16 protein-coding genes are annotated in these 14,720 nt (G+C 52.7%); 9 read left to right on the top strand and 7 right to left on the bottom strand.

Annotation, left to right across the window (positions count from 1 at the left end):
* Positions 1-69 precede the first annotated feature (69 nt).
* Complete coding sequence (locus EGT74_RS19990) at positions 70-615, top strand: DUF4352 domain-containing protein (RefSeq protein WP_158618235.1); 546 nt, start codon at positions 70-72, stop codon at positions 613-615.
* An 85-nt stretch (positions 616-700) separates the two neighbouring features.
* The gene (locus EGT74_RS19985) at positions 701-1,291 is read left to right on the top strand and encodes a hypothetical protein (RefSeq protein WP_220392913.1); all 591 of its coding nucleotides are present in this window, start codon (positions 701-703) and stop codon (positions 1,289-1,291) included.
* A 62-nt stretch (positions 1,292-1,353) separates the two neighbouring features.
* Here EGT74_RS19985 and EGT74_RS19980 read toward each other — a convergent pair whose 3' ends face one another.
* Together EGT74_RS19980 and EGT74_RS19975 are read right to left on the bottom strand one after the other, a co-directional pair.
* Entirely contained in the window at positions 1,354-1,713 is a 360-nt protein-coding gene (locus tag EGT74_RS19980; RefSeq protein ID WP_123848328.1) for a helix-turn-helix domain-containing protein, read from the bottom strand.
* Complete coding sequence (locus tag EGT74_RS19975; protein WP_123848327.1) at positions 1,691-2,008, bottom strand: type II toxin-antitoxin system HigB family toxin; 318 nt, start codon at positions 2,006-2,008, stop codon at positions 1,691-1,693. The genes EGT74_RS19980 and EGT74_RS19975 overlap by 23 nt, the downstream gene beginning before the upstream one ends.
* Positions 2,009-2,545: 537 nt before the next feature.
* Between EGT74_RS19975 and EGT74_RS19970 the strand changes: the two genes are divergently transcribed.
* The 4 genes from EGT74_RS19970 to EGT74_RS19955 all read left to right on the top strand — a co-directional run bounded on the left by EGT74_RS19970 (position 2,546) and on the right by EGT74_RS19955 (position 6,197).
* Positions 2,546-3,841 carry a DUF2130 domain-containing protein gene (locus EGT74_RS19970; RefSeq protein ID WP_123848326.1) on the top strand — a complete coding sequence of 432 codons (1,296 nt, stop codon included), beginning with the start codon at positions 2,546-2,548 and terminating at the stop codon, positions 3,839-3,841.
* 58 nt (positions 3,842-3,899) lie between these two features.
* Positions 3,900-4,520: an HAD family hydrolase gene (locus EGT74_RS19965; RefSeq protein ID WP_246008260.1), complete on the top strand. Its 621-nt coding sequence runs from the start codon at positions 3,900-3,902 to the stop codon at positions 4,518-4,520.
* Between the two features lie 382 nt (positions 4,521-4,902).
* On the top strand, positions 4,903-5,544 hold the full coding sequence (locus EGT74_RS19960; protein ID WP_158618234.1) for a DUF4136 domain-containing protein: 642 nt from the start codon (positions 4,903-4,905) through the stop codon (positions 5,542-5,544).
* 29 nt (positions 5,545-5,573) lie between these two features.
* Positions 5,574-6,197, top strand: a complete 624-nt coding sequence (locus EGT74_RS19955; RefSeq protein ID WP_123848324.1) for an outer membrane beta-barrel protein — start codon at positions 5,574-5,576, stop codon at positions 6,195-6,197.
* Positions 6,198-6,256: 59 nt separating this feature from the next.
* Here EGT74_RS19955 and EGT74_RS19950 read toward each other — a convergent pair whose 3' ends face one another.
* Both EGT74_RS19950 and EGT74_RS19945 read right to left on the bottom strand, forming a co-directional pair.
* A complete protein-coding gene (locus EGT74_RS19950) occupies positions 6,257-7,246 on the bottom strand; it encodes an FAD:protein FMN transferase (RefSeq protein WP_123848323.1) in 990 nt (329 codons plus the stop codon).
* Between the two features lie 21 nt (positions 7,247-7,267).
* Positions 7,268-8,446, bottom strand: coding sequence for an acyl-CoA dehydrogenase family protein (locus EGT74_RS19945; RefSeq protein WP_123848322.1), 1,179 nt, complete (start codon positions 8,444-8,446; stop codon positions 7,268-7,270).
* A 75-nt stretch (positions 8,447-8,521) separates the two neighbouring features.
* On the opposite strand from EGT74_RS19945, the gene EGT74_RS19940 reads away from it, so the two are divergent.
* Complete coding sequence (locus EGT74_RS19940) at positions 8,522-8,950, top strand: YciI family protein (protein ID WP_123848321.1); 429 nt, start codon at positions 8,522-8,524, stop codon at positions 8,948-8,950.
* Between the two features lie 377 nt (positions 8,951-9,327).
* Here EGT74_RS19940 and pyrF read toward each other — a convergent pair whose 3' ends face one another.
* Entirely contained in the window at positions 9,328-10,131 is an 804-nt protein-coding gene (gene pyrF, locus EGT74_RS19935; RefSeq protein WP_123848320.1) for an orotidine-5'-phosphate decarboxylase, read from the bottom strand.
* Between the two features lie 117 nt (positions 10,132-10,248).
* Here pyrF and EGT74_RS19930 point away from each other — a divergent pair, with 117 nt between their 5' ends.
* Together EGT74_RS19930 and EGT74_RS19925 are read left to right on the top strand one after the other, a co-directional pair.
* The gene (locus EGT74_RS19930) at positions 10,249-11,115 is read left to right on the top strand and encodes a sugar phosphate isomerase/epimerase family protein (RefSeq protein ID WP_123848319.1); all 867 of its coding nucleotides are present in this window, start codon (positions 10,249-10,251) and stop codon (positions 11,113-11,115) included.
* Positions 11,116-11,146: 31 nt separating this feature from the next.
* Complete coding sequence (locus tag EGT74_RS19925) at positions 11,147-12,517, top strand: Gfo/Idh/MocA family protein (RefSeq protein WP_123848318.1); 1,371 nt, start codon at positions 11,147-11,149, stop codon at positions 12,515-12,517.
* 348 nt (positions 12,518-12,865) lie between these two features.
* Here the strand turns inward: EGT74_RS19925 and EGT74_RS19920 are convergent, their stop codons facing one another.
* Positions 12,866-13,489 carry an FMN-binding negative transcriptional regulator gene (locus tag EGT74_RS19920; RefSeq protein WP_123848317.1) on the bottom strand — a complete coding sequence of 208 codons (624 nt, stop codon included), beginning with the start codon at positions 13,487-13,489 and terminating at the stop codon, positions 12,866-12,868.
* Positions 13,490-13,542: 53 nt separating this feature from the next.
* Positions 13,543-14,640, bottom strand: a complete 1,098-nt coding sequence (locus EGT74_RS19915) for an Mrp/NBP35 family ATP-binding protein (RefSeq protein ID WP_123848316.1) — start codon at positions 14,638-14,640, stop codon at positions 13,543-13,545.
* Positions 14,641-14,720 lie beyond the last annotated feature (80 nt).

Genomic DNA, 14,720 nt, shown 5'->3' with positions numbered 1-14,720 from the left:
ATATTTTGCGGGCTTGCTGCTTTTATAGGATCCCCGGTGTATATTTGTCCCTCATTATTAGAAATCCCCATGAGCACTACTGCAAATCGGCCTGGAAAGAAATCCGGAATTGGCAAGGTCATCCTGATCGTAACCGTCATTATAATTATAGTTATCGGCGTAATTGTCAATATAGGAAGAAATAAAGACGCCGTTTCCAAACCGGCATATCCCACTGTAGGGCAGATATTGAAAACCGGCCATTTTGAGGTGACTGTCAATAAAGTGGAGGTGGTTCAGTCGTTGAATACAGGTAGTGTAGTAGCAGACATAACGGTAGGTGATGATTCGAAGCTGCTGGTGTTTAATGTTACTTATAAAAACATCGATGCAGAAAGCAGGCTGATCGCAGACGGAGAGATACACATCAGCTACAATGGCAAGGATTACAATTTCGACAGACCGGAAACCATATTGGCCGACGGTTATGGTTTATTTATGCAACATCTCAAACCTGATTCTGCAAAAACCTTTAATCAGGTGTACCTGTTGCCTAAAGAAGTCACAGGCATTGCTTATTATATGCCCGGGCGCGCGGAGAAAGAGCAGAAGATCGTGTTGGGCGAAATAAAATAGAAGGGTGAAATGGCCTCGTTGAATGCCGGGCTTTCCTGTTTTAGCGGAGATCTGCGGTATGTTGTTTTTCCTGTAAATTTGACTGATGCAGCAAATTGAAGACACTCCCGGGCCCATGACATTCCTATACACCGCCCGTGGCATATATGATCCGACCTGTGACTCGGAAGGGCTTGCGTGGCGAGAATACGTTGAATGGAGTAAACTGACGCATCTGACAGAATTGGTATCGGTGGACTATTCACTGAATGAGATCTTGGTGGAGCCCGACCGTGACAATGCCGAAGACTGGGAATTTGTTTTTACTGTGAACTACCGCGAAACCAGTTTCTTCAGATCATCGGAATATGTGTTTCGCAGGATGAAAGCACGTACCCGTTTTAATTTACTGGCTATTGTAATTGAGCCCGGCAGGGAATGCCGCGATATTCCGCTGGATGGCTATGAATTTATGGGTTATGATCTGCTTGATCAGTATTTTGAAACCAGTGCGTTGTCAAATTGCGGTGGGTTCGAAGAAACATTTTCGCGTGCGGATCTGAATGCAAAAGGATTGATAGCCGATTTTACAAGTGCGAAAGATATCCAAAAGCGCCTTTTCGAAAACAATCCGGGCGAAGATCATGCTGATACCAACATCATTGCGATCTGGCGGCATGCAACCATCGGCCGGTGATACATCCGGAGTACTATGAATGCATTCGTTTACAGTATTCGGGAGTGTCTATCTGTGGGATATCAATAAGGCTGGATTAAAATCTCGGCAGGAATATGCAATACCTCATTTAACCGCCGTATCATCGATAAACTGAGTTTTCTCTTTCCCGAAAGGATTTCAGATTTGCGGGATCGGTAGCCTAAAATGCCTGCCAGCTCCCCTTCAGACATATTCATTTGCTCCATCCTGAATTTGATGGCTTCGATAGGATCTGGTTTGGGGATGGGGTAATGTTCTTTCTCGTAAACTTTGATCAGAATCGACAAAATTTCCAGTTCGTCCGATTCCTTTGAATCAGGTTTCAGTTTTTTTTGCATCAGCGTATACGCTCTCTCGAGTGCATCTTCATACTGTGCGTTATTCTTTATTGGTCTTAACATAGCGTACTTTTTTAACATCGATTTTATTGTATTGTTCGTGGGGGCCAAACCATACGATAAAAATGATTTTAAGGCGGTATTCGACATCTACGATCAACCTGTATCTGTTTCCGTGAATATTAAATACCACCCGTTTGTCCGAAATAATAGAGGCACTCCTGTATTTTTCTTTCAACTCATGCGGATTGTCCCATGTAGCCATCTCTGCTTCCTCATACCACGATAGCAGTGCCTGTGTTGCCTGTGGATATTCCTCGTAGTATTTCAAAAGTGTTCTCACTTTAATTACCCTCATCGGTCTCTGTTTTCAAAGATATGTAAATGTTACCATTTTGGTAACGCATCTGAAATATTTATTTTTGCAATGTCCTTTGTAAAAAAAGACCCGCCAAAACTGGCAGGTCTGTATGATTACCATGTGCAGCCCGTCAAGAGCTTGTATAACCCCAAAATCCGGCAGCGGTCCTGCTGCCTGAGAGTAGAAAAAAGCCCGCCTTAAAAAGCAGGCCGGTTGAAAACCATTCGATATCCCTGAAGTATGAATCCGTCCATACTGATTGAGCTTGTTGGAACCGGCCAGGAATAGCCGGTTTTTTGGTTTTGTGTCATTGAATTTCTACCAAAATCTAAAAGTCAAATCCTGTTCTCAAAATTATCACGAAGGCCCGCAATAACCTGAAAATTACCCTGGTAATTTATCGGCTGAATCATAGAATATGTCAGGTTTTGGGCGTTTTTTGAGCAAGAATCAAAATGGAGTAACTTTGTAGCACGCAAATAGAATGCGTAGTGCAGACAGAAATTTATTTTTTTGCGTATAATCATGTGAATTATGGGAACTACGATCACTTGTCCGAGCTGCAAACACCTGTTTGTGATGGAAGACGCCATTGCCGCGGATATCCAGAAGGAAATGCGCGCGAAAATGGCGGTGGAATGGCGCAAGCAGCAGGATGGCCTCCAGGCGCAAAAAAACGAAGTGGAGCAGCAGCGTCAGCAGATTGCCCTCGAAAAGCAACGCATCCTCGACGAACGCCGCCAGCAGGAAGAAGAGCTCAACAAACGCCTTCAGGCGGAAAAGATAAAATTGCAGGAATCCCTGTCGGACAATATCCGCAAAGACCTGACGGCCGACTTTGAGAACCAGATCCGCATGATGCGGGAGGCGCAGCAGGAAAACGAAGAGAAACTCAAAGAAGCCCGCCTCGCCCAGCTGGAGTTCCTCCGCAAAACGCAGGAGCTGCAGAACAAGGAAGAGGAACTGGACCTTCGCCTGCAAAAGCAACTGATGGAAGAACGCTCCAAACTGATGGAACAGATCCGCCGCGAAGAGTCGGAGCGCAACAGCCTCAAAGACACGGAGTACCAGATGAAGCTGAAGGAGATGGAAAAGCAGCTGGAAGACCAGCGCCGCCTCGCGGAAGAAATGCGCCGCCGCGCGGAGCAGGGCTCCATGCAGCTTCAGGGTGAAGTACAGGAACTGGCGCTGGAAGAAATGCTGCGCAGCAACTTCCCCTTCGACGCCATTTCCGAAGTAGGCAAAGGCGTGCGCGGCGCGGACTGCATCCAGACGGTGCGCAACCAGTTCGGACAGGAATGCGGCAAAATCATTTATGAAAGCAAACGGACCAAAGGGTTCGAAAAAGAGTGGATAGAAAAACTCAAGGCCGATATGCGCAGCCAGGGAGCTGATGTAGCAGTGCTCGTGACGCAGACCATGCCGAAGGAAATGGACCGCTTCGGGGAAAAAGACGGCGTCTGGATCTGCTCTTTCCATGAAGTGAAAAGCCTTACGTACGTATTACGCGACGCCATCCTTAAAGTGTACAACATCACCCGCTCGCAGGATAACAAAGGCGACAAAATGCAGTTGCTGTACCACTACCTTACCAGTGGCGAGTTCGCGGAACAGTGGAGCGCCATCCGCGAGGGTTTCCGCTCCATGAAAATGTCTATCCAGAAAGAACGCGAAGCCATGGAAAAACTCTGGAAAGCGCGGGAGAAACAACTGGAAAAAGTGCTGCTCAACGCCGCCCACATCAAAGGTTCCATCGAAGGCATCGCGGGCAGCGATTCGGTAGACCTCCAGCTGCTCGATGATGCAGCGGAAGCACTGCTAGATAGTTGATAAAATATTTCTATATAAATGCTTGGAAACTAATTTTCGGCAGTTTACATTTATGGCCATGAAAAACCACGCATATCAATCTGTTATATTCGATCTGGGGGCCGTGCTGGTAGACTGGAATCCGCGTTATCTCTATCATAAGATATTTGCCACACCGGAAGAAACGGAATATTTTCTCGAAAACATCTGCACGTCGGACTGGAACGAAGCGCAGGACGCGGGGCGCAGTCTGCAGGACGGTACGGAGTGGCTCGTGACCCAGCATCCGCAGTACGAAGCGCAGATCCGCGCCTTTTACGGGCGCTGGCGCGAAATGCTCGCGGGGCCCATCCCCGGTACGGTACAGATATTGCGGCAGCTGAAAGACAGTGGCCAGTTCAAACTCTACGCGCTCACCAACTGGTCGAACGAAACATTTCCCATCGCTTTAATGGAATATGAATTCCTGCAATGGTTCGATGGAATTGTTGTATCGGGCAAAGAAAAGATCCGCAAACCGCAGCCGGATTTCTACCAGCTGCTGCTCGACCGCTACAGCGTCAACAAATCCAGCACTATTTTTATCGACGACAACCTCCGCAACGTGCAGGCTGCGGAAGCTTTCGGTATTGAAAGCATCCTGTTCGAATCGCCTGCGCAACTCTCCACTGAATTATCCCAACGCGGCATACTCAACTAATGTAATATGTTATGCAGGCGCAATCCCTGCATAACATATCCTGTTACGCTTTCTCCTTCCTTATATATTAAAAATGCCCCATGCACCGCGCCCGGTGCGGTTTTTGATTTAACATTTCATTAAGTCGATTTTAACTTTTCTGCTGTAAACGGGTAGTAACATTCTTGCGTCTATAGCGTTCCATACATGTAGGTCGGAAGTGATGACGATGTGTGAGTGACCTGTGTAGAGATGCGGTTGATAACAATGAATGTAAACTGTGGGGAAAGTGAAAGTGACGATGCCGGTCCCGTTGTGCAGATTAACGTAGTAATGCAGTGAGGTGGATAAAACGGGCCGCATCTTCCGGCCAAAAACAACAATGGGTATAAAATTAACACATATGAAAAGAACAGGAATGATTTTAAGTGCAATTGCCGTAAGCGCCCTGTTAATCAGCAGTTGCAGAAAAGAACCGCTCAACGACATGACGGAAGAAGAATCCCGTATTTATGTAACGAATTATGATGAGAAAGCGGATTTTACCACTTACAAAACGTTTAGCATAGTGGATTCAGTTGCGGTGATCAGCAACCGGGATTCTAAAAAAGAACTGACGGATTACGACGTGAAACTGCTGGGTAACCTGAAAGCCTCCATGCAGGCGAGAGGGTACACGCTGGTGGATAAAAGCGCCAAGCCGGACCTGGCTTTGAACGTCAGCCGCATCAATACCACCCAAAGCTCCATCAGCTACAACCCGGGTTACTGGACGGGCTGGCCGGGCTACTGGGACACGGGTTACTGGGGCTACCCCGGCTGGGATTACTGGTTCCCGTCTTATTACACGGTGTTCCGCTACAACGAAAGATCGGTGGCCATTGATATGGTGGACCTGAAAAATGCGCCGAAAGACAATAACCAGCTGACGGCCGTTTGGAACGCCATGCTGCGTGGGACGGGCGTATGGAACAGCGGCAACCTCGATGCCATGATCAAGGCGATTTTTGATCAGAGCGCCTATCTGAAGGCGTCCGGTAACTAGATTGATTGGTGAAGCTAAAAAGTAAAAACATGAAACGTATTAAAGCATTGATATTGATTTTTGTCGGCACCCTCGGCGTCAGCAGCGCTTTTGCGCAAAGCAGCCGTCCGCCGTTTTCATTCCATCTTAACTATTCCGTGGCGCAGCCGCTGGGCTCGCTGAGCGACTACGCCAGCAAAACCAGCTTCCGCGGATGGAACGCAGGTTTCCAGTATGCGCTGAACGACCGGCTGAGCCTCGGCGCCAAGGTGGGATTCTCCGATTTTTATGAAAGGTTCCCCCGCGCGGTGTATCCCGGTAAAGGCGAAGATGTGTCTGCCGTACAGACGCACACGCTGCAAACCATTCCCATCCTCGCTACCGTGCACTACAACTTTGCCGGCCCGGATGCGAAAGTGATCCCTTACGGCGGCATCGGCATCGGTACGGCGAACATGAACTATGAGAAGTTCTGGGGTGAGTTCGTCGAAAGAGAAAATAAATGGGCCTTCCAGGTGAGCCCCGAAATCGGCATCAACGTGCCTTTCGGTAAATATTCACCGCTGATGCTCAACGCGAACGTGCAGTACAATTATGCACCGTACAAAGTGCAGGAGATCACGAATTTTAACTCGGTACAAGCGAACATTGGATTGAAGTTCCATATCCAGTAGACCAATTAATAACGGAACATGTGAGAGAGAGGGGCTGCCTGATGGCGGCCCCATTTTTTTTATTCGGCGGGAAAGAACCCCGGTGAATATTTTTCCTTTATGGCGCCGTCTGCGTCTTTGTACACGTAATAGGCGCCAAGCCCCAGCTTGGGATGATCGCGTACGAATTGCAGGCCGGCTTCCACACCGAGCAGTATCAGCGCATTATCGTACGCGTCGGCCGTAATGGCGTCGGGAGCCGTTACGGTGACGGTGATGATGTTATTGTGCAGCGCCTCGCCGGTGCGCGGGTGAATGGTGTGGGCGAAGCGGGTGCCGCCTTCGTCGAAGAAGCGGCGGTAATTGCCGCTGGTGGCCACTGCGCGGTCGTTCAGCTGCAGGATGGCCTGCACAGGTTGTTGTGCACTGTCGCCCGCCGGCCTTTCAATACCCACGCTCCAGGGTTTGCCCTGCGCGTTCACCCCGGCCGCCACGAGTTCGCCGCCCACATCCACCAGGTAATTGCGGATGCCGCGCGCCGCGAGGAAGCGGCCCAGCACATCCGACGTGAATCCCTGCGCGATGCCGTTGCAGTCGATCTCCACGCCGGCTTTCTTTTTGATGAGGTACCGGGAGCGGAGGGTGAGCAGGCGGTAATCGACCAGCGCCAGCGTTTTGCGGATGTCTGCGGCGGAGGGTCTGCCTTTGCTGTGCCGCACCACACCGAAGCCCCACAGGTCTACGAGCGGTTTCACGGTAATATCGAACAGGCCGTTGGTGACGCGGCTTACTTCCTGTGCTTTCCTCACCACGGTGCGCATATAATCGTCCATCACCACCTGTTCCCCTTTGTTAAACCGGTTGATGAGGGAGCCCGGCAGGTACAGCGACATGGAACGGTCTATTTCCCTGAAAATGCTTTCCACATCGGGTTGCAGCGATACGGAATCGCTGCCCAGGTATTTGATGATATAATAAGTGCCCTGCGCTTTGCCCTGGATGGTGACCAGGCGCTGCGCGGCGGCGCTCGCCGTGATGCATATACCGACAAGTAGAAGCAACATTTTCATGCCTGTAAAATAATAAAAGCTTCAGGAAAATGCATTGAAACCGGTGATGTCCATGCCGGTGATGAGCAGGTGCACTTCGTGGGTGCCTTCGTAGGTGATCACACTTTCGAGGTTCATCATGTGGCGCATGATGGGATATTCGCCGGAGATGCCCATGGCCCCGAGAATCTGGCGCGCTTCGCGGGCGATGTGCATGGCGGTTTCGCAGGAATTGCGCTTGGCCATGGAAATCTGTTCTGGCGTAGCCTTGCCCTCGTTGCGCAACACGCCGAGCCGCCAGTTCATCAGCTGGGCCTTGGTGATTTCGGTGATCATTTCCGCGAGTTTCTTCTGTATCAGCTGAAAGCCGCCGATGGGCCGGTCGAATTGCACGCGTTCTTTGGCGTAGCGAAGGGCTGTGTCGTAACAGTCCATCGCCGCACCGATGGCGCCCCAGGCGATGCCGTAACGGGCGGAAGAAAGGCAGGAGAGGGGCGCCTTGAGTCCGCGGGCTTCGGGCAGTATGTTGGCCTTCGGCACCCGTACGTTGTCGAGCACCAGCTCGCCCGTAGCGCTCGCGCGCAGGCTCCATTTGTTCTTTGTTTCGGGGGTGGAAAATCCTTCCATGCCGCGCTCCACGATCACGCCCCGTATTTTCCCTTCGGGGTCTTTGGCCCACACGAGCGCGATGCCGGCGAAGGGGGCGTTGGAGATCCACATTTTGGCCCCGTTAAGCAGGATGTGATCGCCATCGTCGTCAAAATAGGTGAGCATGCCGGCGGGATTGGAGCCGAAATCCGGCTCGGTGAGCCCGAAGCAGCCCATCAGTTCGCCGGTGGCCAGTTTGGGCAGAAAACGGCGTTTCTGTTCCTCGCTGCCGAAGGTGTGGATCGGGTGCATCACCAGCGAGCCCTGTACGGACGCGGTGGAGCGGATGCCGCTGTCGCCGCGCTCCAGCTCCTGCATCATCAGGCCGTAGGCAATGTAATCCAGGCCGCCTCCGCCGTATTCGGCGGGAATGGTTGGGCCGAAACAGCCCAGTTGCCCGAGGCCCGGCAGGATGTGCGCGGGAAATTCCGCGCGCTGGCAGAAACCGTCGATCACCGGCGTGATCTCCTGTTTGACCCATTGCCGCACTGCTTCGCGCACCAGCTTGTGCTCTTCGGCCAGTAATTCGTCGATCTGGAAATAATCCGGGGATTGAAACAGGTCCTGATGCATGGGTCATTTTTTTAGCGATGCCTCAATTTACGGAATTACGGAGATTTGCTACCTTAGCCCGGCAAATCTGAGTGTATGGCTAAACTGTTGCCTGTGTTTTTACTGGCGGTTTTCCTCACCGTTGTGGTGGCCGCTTTTTTACCGAGGAGCATCAAATTCAAACCGGCGGTGGCGGAGCAGAGCGATACCACGCAGCAGACGGAAGTTAAAAAATACTGGACCGTTTTTCTTACCAAAGGCCCGGCCCCGGAGCAGGATGCCGTTACGGCCGCTTTGATCCAGGAAAAACACATGAGCCACATCCGCCGGCTGGCGGATGCAGGCAAACTGATGGTGGCCGGCTCTTTCGGAGACAGCGGCCGCATGCGCAGCATGTTCATCCTGGACTGTAAAGACAGCCTCGAGGCGGTGCGATTGATGGAAAGCGATACTGCCGTGATTACGCAGTATCTCCGGTTCGAGGTGAAACCCTGGTGGACGGTGAAGAACTGTGTGTTCAAATAGACGGGAGCGCTTTCTTTTCCTGTATTCCTCTGCGCGGTAAATCCCGGGGGCGGTAACAACCGCCTGCCCGAAACAAAAGCCAGCATACGCTTTCCCAGGTTTAAAGCGCATCCTCCGGATGTAACAACGCCCGTTCAACTAGCATCCCATGCACTGAAAGTGCAGCGGTTGGGATGCGGGACTAAAGTCCTGCTTTGGTTCTATTCCCCAACTCAGGTAAACAGACACTTCATCGGTGATGAACCTGGTCCTGAAATCAGGATTTCTCACATCATTAAAGCGCCTTGTACCAGCAGGCATCGTTTTCACTAGCGGCTGAGACCAACAAAAAAGGGAAACGCATCGCATTTCCCTTCTCTATCCAGTGTAAAAAAAGTTTATACCAGGTATTGTGACATTTCCCGTTGGTAGGCCTGCGCGGCCTTGCGGGCATCGTCCGCGAAATCTTCCCCGTTGCCGGCATAAATCACGGCACGGCTGGCGTTGACCAGCAATCCCACGTCTTTATTCAGCCCCTTTTCGGAGATTTCTTTCAGGCTGCCGCCCTGCGCGCCCACGCCGGGCACCAGGAAGAAGTGGTCGGGCAGGAGTTTCCTGATATCGGCCACTGCGGCGGACTGGGTGGCGCCTACCACGAACATCGTATTGTCCGCGCTGCCCCAGGATGCAGTGGTCTGCATTACCTGCTCATATAAAAAGCGCTCGCCTATTTTGGTCTGCTGGAAGTCCTTGCTGCCTTCATTGGAAGTGAGGCCCAGCACAATGGCCCATTTGCCGGGGAAAGCGAGGAAAGGTTCCACGCTGTCGCGGCCCATGTAAGGCGCTACCGTCACGGAGTCGAAACCGTAGGTTTCAAAGAAAGTTTTTGCGTAGTAGGTCGATGTGTTGCCGATGTCGCCGCGTTTGGCGTCGGCGATGGTAAAGATGTCGTCCGGAATGTATTCCACCGTCCGCTGTAAGCTTTCCCAGCCGCGGATGCCCTGGCATTCGTAAAATGCCGTGTTGATCTTGTACGACACACAAAGATCTTTTGTGGCGTCGATAATCGCCTTGTTGAAGGCAAAGATGGGGTCTGCGTGGGATAACAGGTGTTTGGGAATCTTTTGAATGTCCGTATCCAGTCCAATACAAAGGTAAGATTTCCGCTCCCTGATAAGCTGCACCAAGTCCTGTCTGTTCATAGTGTAATTTGCAATTAGCAGCGAATTTCAGGCATTTTTGCCAAAACCTTATTTTGATTTTCCGATTTTAGTTATTAATTTTTCTGCATCCACCGTTATCGAAAAAGCACAAATTCCATGAAAAGGCTCGTTTTTGTTACTATTTCCCTCCTTTCCCTTGCAATATTCCTGCAATCGAATGCACAGTCCGGGCACATGCCGCAGATCGGTGTGGCGACTTCTTACGAAAACGACAGCCTGTTGAGTGCGGCCGGGTTCAATTACATCGAGGAAGGCGCCCGCAAACTGTTTGCTCCTTCCATTCCCGACAGCACCTATCAGCGTACGCTGGGGCGCTTCAAAAAGATGCACCTGAAAGTGCCGAGCTGCAATCTTTTCCTGCCGGCGACGGTGCGTCTGGTGGGCCCCACGGCCAACGAGGAGGTGATACTGGGGTATGTGGATACGCTGATGCAGCGGGCCCGTGAAGCCGGTGTGCGCATCATCGTGTTCGGCAGCGCCGGTGCGCGCCAGCTGGAGCCGGGCCTCGATCCGGAGCAGGCGAAGCAGCAGCTGATCGCCATTTCCCGGAAAATGGCGCAGGTGGCGGAAAAATACGGCCGCATCATTGCCATCGAGAACCTCAACAAATCGGAGGATAATTTCATCAACAGTCTCGCCATCGTCACCGATATCGTGAAAGCCGTGAACCATCCCAATTTCAGAATCACGGCGGATATCTATCACATGAAGCGGGAAGGAGAGGCGCCGGCCGCCATTGCCGCAGCAGCGCCGTACCTGGTGCATTGCCACATTGCCGAAAAAGAAGGCCGCCGCGCGCCGGGCACGGCGAAAGATGATTTTGTGCCCTACCTGGCGGAGTTAAAAAAGGCCAACTACAAGGGCAATATCACCATCGAGTGCGGCTGGAAAAACATGTCCGAAGAATGCCGTCCCGCGCTGGCCTACCTGCGCAGCCAGCTGGAAACAGCGTACCGCAAATAAACCGACATATCAACAATAAAACGCTTTTACAATGACTGACACCAATAAGAACCGCCGGGAATTCCTGAAACTGTCCATGATGGGTGGCGCCGGTATCGCGCTGAGCGCCATGGGCATGCCCGCCAGCAGCTACGCCCGCATCCTGGGTGCCAACGACCGCGTGAATGTGGGCGTGGTGGGGTTTTCAGACCGTTTCCGCCAGGCGCTGATGCCGAGCTTCCTGAAGTATCACAAAGAACTGAACTTTGATATCGTGGCCGTTTCCGACATCTGGAACCGCCGCCGGGAAGAAGGAAAGGCCATGTTGTCGGAAAAACTGGGCCATTCCGTACAGGCCTGTGTGAACAATGATGAGCTGTACCGAATAAAAGACCTCGATGCCGTGATGATCGCCACGGCCGACTTCCAGCATGCCTTTCACACCATCGAGGCGGTGAAAAACAAAAAAGACGTGTACTGCGAAAAACCTTTCGCGGAAACGATGGAAGACGCCCGCAACGCCCTCAAGGCGGTAAAGGCCTCCAACCGGGTGTTCCAGGTAGGTACGCAGCGCCGTAGCGGCCCCTCCTACCACGCGGCCGCCAAATTCATCCAGGATGGAAAGTTCGGCCCCATCACCATGGTGGAAATGACCTGGAACGTGAACCAGCCGGGCCGCTGGCGCCGCCCCGACCTGACGAAAAGCATCAAGGAGTCGGACGTGGACTGGAACCGTTTCCTCTGCAGCCGCCCGAAAGACAGCTGGGATCCGCGCAAGTATCTCGAATACCGTCTTTTCTGGCCGTATTCCTCCGGCATTTTCGGCCAGTGGATGACGCACCAGATCGACACCGTACACTGGTTCAGCGGCCTCAAACACCCGCGCAGCGCGGTGGCCAACGGGGGCATCTACCAGTGGAAAGACGGGCGCAGCAATCCTGATACGCTCACCGCCGTGTTCGACTACGGTCCGCAGAACGACCCGTCAACAGGCTTCCAGGTGGTATACAGCTCCCGCTTCCACAACTCCGCGGGCGGCACCAAAGAACTGTATTATTCCAACGGCGGCATGATCGATATGAGCACCAACAAGATCAGCCCCACCGGCGGCCTGCGTGAAAGAGAAGCGAAAGAAATGGGTATGAAAGCGAACCTGCTGCCGGAAATGGACCTCTCTGCCGCCGCTGCGGCCGTGGAAACGAGCGCCAACACGGGCGGCGACGATACCACGCTGGCGCACGTGCATAACTGGATGCAATGCGTGCGCAAACAGGATATCAAAACAAATGCGCCGATAGAAGCGGCCTATTCGCATTCCATCGCCCTGATCATGGGCACGGCGGCGTACCGCACGGGGCTCAAGGCTACCTTCGACGAGGCGAAGCAGGATGTGATCGTGGGAGGGAAGGTATTTACTTTGTAAACGACAGGTTTTCTGATAACAAAAGGGCTGCGTCCAAGTGGGTGCAGCCCTTTTTTATGCCGATGAACGCCGCGTGGCGACGCTTGTATTTTCGGGAGGGAAGCGAGGTGTGTTCATCACCGGAATTCGCCATGCCTGGCAGCGACATTGCTGTAGCGTGGCCCTTTGTATGCCGATGAACGCCGTGGGGCGGCGCTTGTATTTTTTGGAGGGAAGCTAGGTGTGTTCATCACCGGAATTCTCTATGCCTGACAGCAACATTGCTGTAGCGCGGCCATTTTTATGCCGATGAACGCCGTGGGAATTTTTCGGATACGGAGGAACCGGCTTTATTGCAATGCAAACCGCCTACTTCCTTTCCCGCCGCTTCTCCATTTCCATGGCAATGCGCATGGAATGGTCGTCGCCGGATTCCTTCAGATGGTCTACCACGCTGAAATAATCATGGTCGTTGCGGTTCTGGCTGAGTTTGAAACGGGTGTCTACCCGGTCGATGCTCAGCTCGAAGCCGGTAATGGCTTTCAGATTATTGTGCAGTTCCTTTTCACTGATATCGCTCATCTTCACGGGCTGCGCGGAGCCTGCCTCGTAGCGTTCCATCAGGTGGGAGAGGGACTCCACCAGTTCGCCCGCCGTCTGGATGCGCAGTGTGCCGTAAATGTGCACGGCGATATAGTTCCAGGTGGGAATTTTTTCCTTCGCGTACCACGATGAAGAAATGTAGCTGTGGGGATCCATGAACACGGCCATAAAGGTCTGCCCGGTGGTGAATGTTTTCGACTGCGGGTTGGCGTTGGCAATGTGCCCGCGGAGCACAAATTCCCCCGGCTTTTTTTCCGCCAGTTCAATGGGCAGATGCGTGCCGGTGGGCAGGCCGTCGTCGATGCTGACGAGCAGGCCGAAGCTGTTCTGGCGGATAAAAGCGGCCACGGTGTCCCAGTCTTTTTCCTGGTTATACTTGGGGGCGTACATAATAGCGGTATAAACTCCCGGCGCCGTGGTGCGGCGCCGGGAAAGTGAATTTTTTATACGGTGATTTCCACTACGCTGGTCGGTTCCAGGTTGGCGTTCCGCATGGCGATGCTGCGGGCGGCGGCGCCGGCAAAATCGGCGAAGGCCTGCCTGCTGATGGCATCGTTGCCGGCAACCGCGGGTACGCCGTCGTCGCCGCCTTCGCGGATGCTCTGCACCAGCGGTATCTGGCCCAGGAAGGGGATTTCCAGTTCTTCGGCGAGGCGTTTGCCGCCTTCTTTCCCGAAGATGTAATATTTGTTGTTGGGCAGCTCTGCCGGCGTGAAATAAGCCATGTTTTCCACCAGGCCGATGATCGGCACGCGGATTTGCGGGCTGCTGAACATGCCGATGCCTTTTTTGGCGTCGGCGAGGGCCACGTCCTGCGGAGTGGTCACGATAATGGCGCCGGTTACCGGTACGGTCTGCACCAGGGTGAGGTGAATATCGCCGGTGCCGGGGGGCATGTCGATGATCAGGTAATCCAGTTCATCCCAGTACACGTCGGACACAAACTGTTTCAGCGCGCTGCTGGCCATGGGCCCGCGCCATACGATGGCCTGTTTTTCGTCTACCAGCAGGCCGATCGACATAAATTTGATGCCGTATTTTTCCATGGGAGCGATCATGCCCTTACCTTCCACATTCACCATCATCGGGCGTTCGCCGCGAACGCCGAACATAATGGGAACGGATGGGCCGTAAATGTCGGCGTCCATCAGGCCTACCTTCGCGCCATCCCGGCCCAATGCCAGTGCCAGGTTGGCAGCCACCGTGGATTTACCCACCCCGCCTTTGCCGGAGGCGACCATGATGATATTTTTAACGTTGGGCAGCAGCGCCTTCCCGTCTTTACGGTTCGAACTTACGTTGGCGGTCATTTTTACCTCCACTTCCGCGTCCTTGCTCACCAGGTGCACAATCGCATTTACACAGGCGTTTTTGATCATCTCTTTCAGCGGGCAGGCGGGAGTGGTCAGTACTACCGTGAACTTAACTTTATTACCATCGATCTCAATGTCCTTCACCATGTTCAGTGTCACCAGATCCTTGCCCAGATCGGGTTCTTCCACATTTGACAGGGCCTCAAGTACCTTCTCTTTTGTGATCATAAATTGTTGTTAAAATTGTTTCCGATCAGCAAAGTTAACCTAAAATGAGGTTTAATTTGTTGGTTTTATATTCGTGTTTC

Origin of the sequence: Chitinophaga lutea, from assembly GCF_003813775.1 — a bacterium.
Taxonomy (GTDB): Bacteria; Bacteroidota; Bacteroidia; order Chitinophagales; family Chitinophagaceae; genus Chitinophaga; species Chitinophaga lutea.
The sequence above is the reverse complement of the archived record's forward strand: the minus strand, read 5'-3'. Positions and strand labels throughout refer to the sequence as shown.

What these genes read in the sequence shown, in the direction of transcription:
- EGT74_RS19990 (WP_158618235.1), top strand. Translation starts at nt 70, where the DNA reads ATGAGCACTACTGCAAATCGGCCTGGAAAGAAATCCGGAATTGGCAAG.
- EGT74_RS19985 (WP_220392913.1), top strand. Translation starts at nt 701, where the DNA reads ATGCAGCAAATTGAAGACACTCCCGGGCCCATGACATTCCTATACACC.
- EGT74_RS19980 (WP_123848328.1), bottom strand. Translation starts at nt 1,713, where the DNA reads ATGTTAAGACCAATAAAGAATAACGCACAGTATGAAGATGCACTCGAG.
- EGT74_RS19975 (WP_123848327.1), bottom strand. Translation starts at nt 2,008, where the DNA reads ATGAGGGTAATTAAAGTGAGAACACTTTTGAAATACTACGAGGAATAT.
- EGT74_RS19970 (WP_123848326.1), top strand. Translation starts at nt 2,546, where the DNA reads ATGGGAACTACGATCACTTGTCCGAGCTGCAAACACCTGTTTGTGATG.
- EGT74_RS19965 (WP_246008260.1), top strand. Translation starts at nt 3,900, where the DNA reads ATGAAAAACCACGCATATCAATCTGTTATATTCGATCTGGGGGCCGTG.
- EGT74_RS19960 (WP_158618234.1), top strand. Translation starts at nt 4,903, where the DNA reads ATGAAAAGAACAGGAATGATTTTAAGTGCAATTGCCGTAAGCGCCCTG.
- EGT74_RS19955 (WP_123848324.1), top strand. Translation starts at nt 5,574, where the DNA reads ATGAAACGTATTAAAGCATTGATATTGATTTTTGTCGGCACCCTCGGC.
- EGT74_RS19950 (WP_123848323.1), bottom strand. Translation starts at nt 7,246, where the DNA reads ATGAAAATGTTGCTTCTACTTGTCGGTATATGCATCACGGCGAGCGCC.
- EGT74_RS19945 (WP_123848322.1), bottom strand. Translation starts at nt 8,446, where the DNA reads ATGCATCAGGACCTGTTTCAATCCCCGGATTATTTCCAGATCGACGAA.
- EGT74_RS19940 (WP_123848321.1), top strand. Translation starts at nt 8,522, where the DNA reads ATGGCTAAACTGTTGCCTGTGTTTTTACTGGCGGTTTTCCTCACCGTT.
- pyrF (WP_123848320.1), bottom strand. Translation starts at nt 10,131, where the DNA reads ATGAACAGACAGGACTTGGTGCAGCTTATCAGGGAGCGGAAATCTTAC.
- EGT74_RS19930 (WP_123848319.1), top strand. Translation starts at nt 10,249, where the DNA reads ATGAAAAGGCTCGTTTTTGTTACTATTTCCCTCCTTTCCCTTGCAATA.
- EGT74_RS19925 (WP_123848318.1), top strand. Translation starts at nt 11,147, where the DNA reads ATGACTGACACCAATAAGAACCGCCGGGAATTCCTGAAACTGTCCATG.
- EGT74_RS19920 (WP_123848317.1), bottom strand. Translation starts at nt 13,489, where the DNA reads ATGTACGCCCCCAAGTATAACCAGGAAAAAGACTGGGACACCGTGGCC.
- EGT74_RS19915 (WP_123848316.1), bottom strand. Translation starts at nt 14,640, where the DNA reads ATGATCACAAAAGAGAAGGTACTTGAGGCCCTGTCAAATGTGGAAGAA.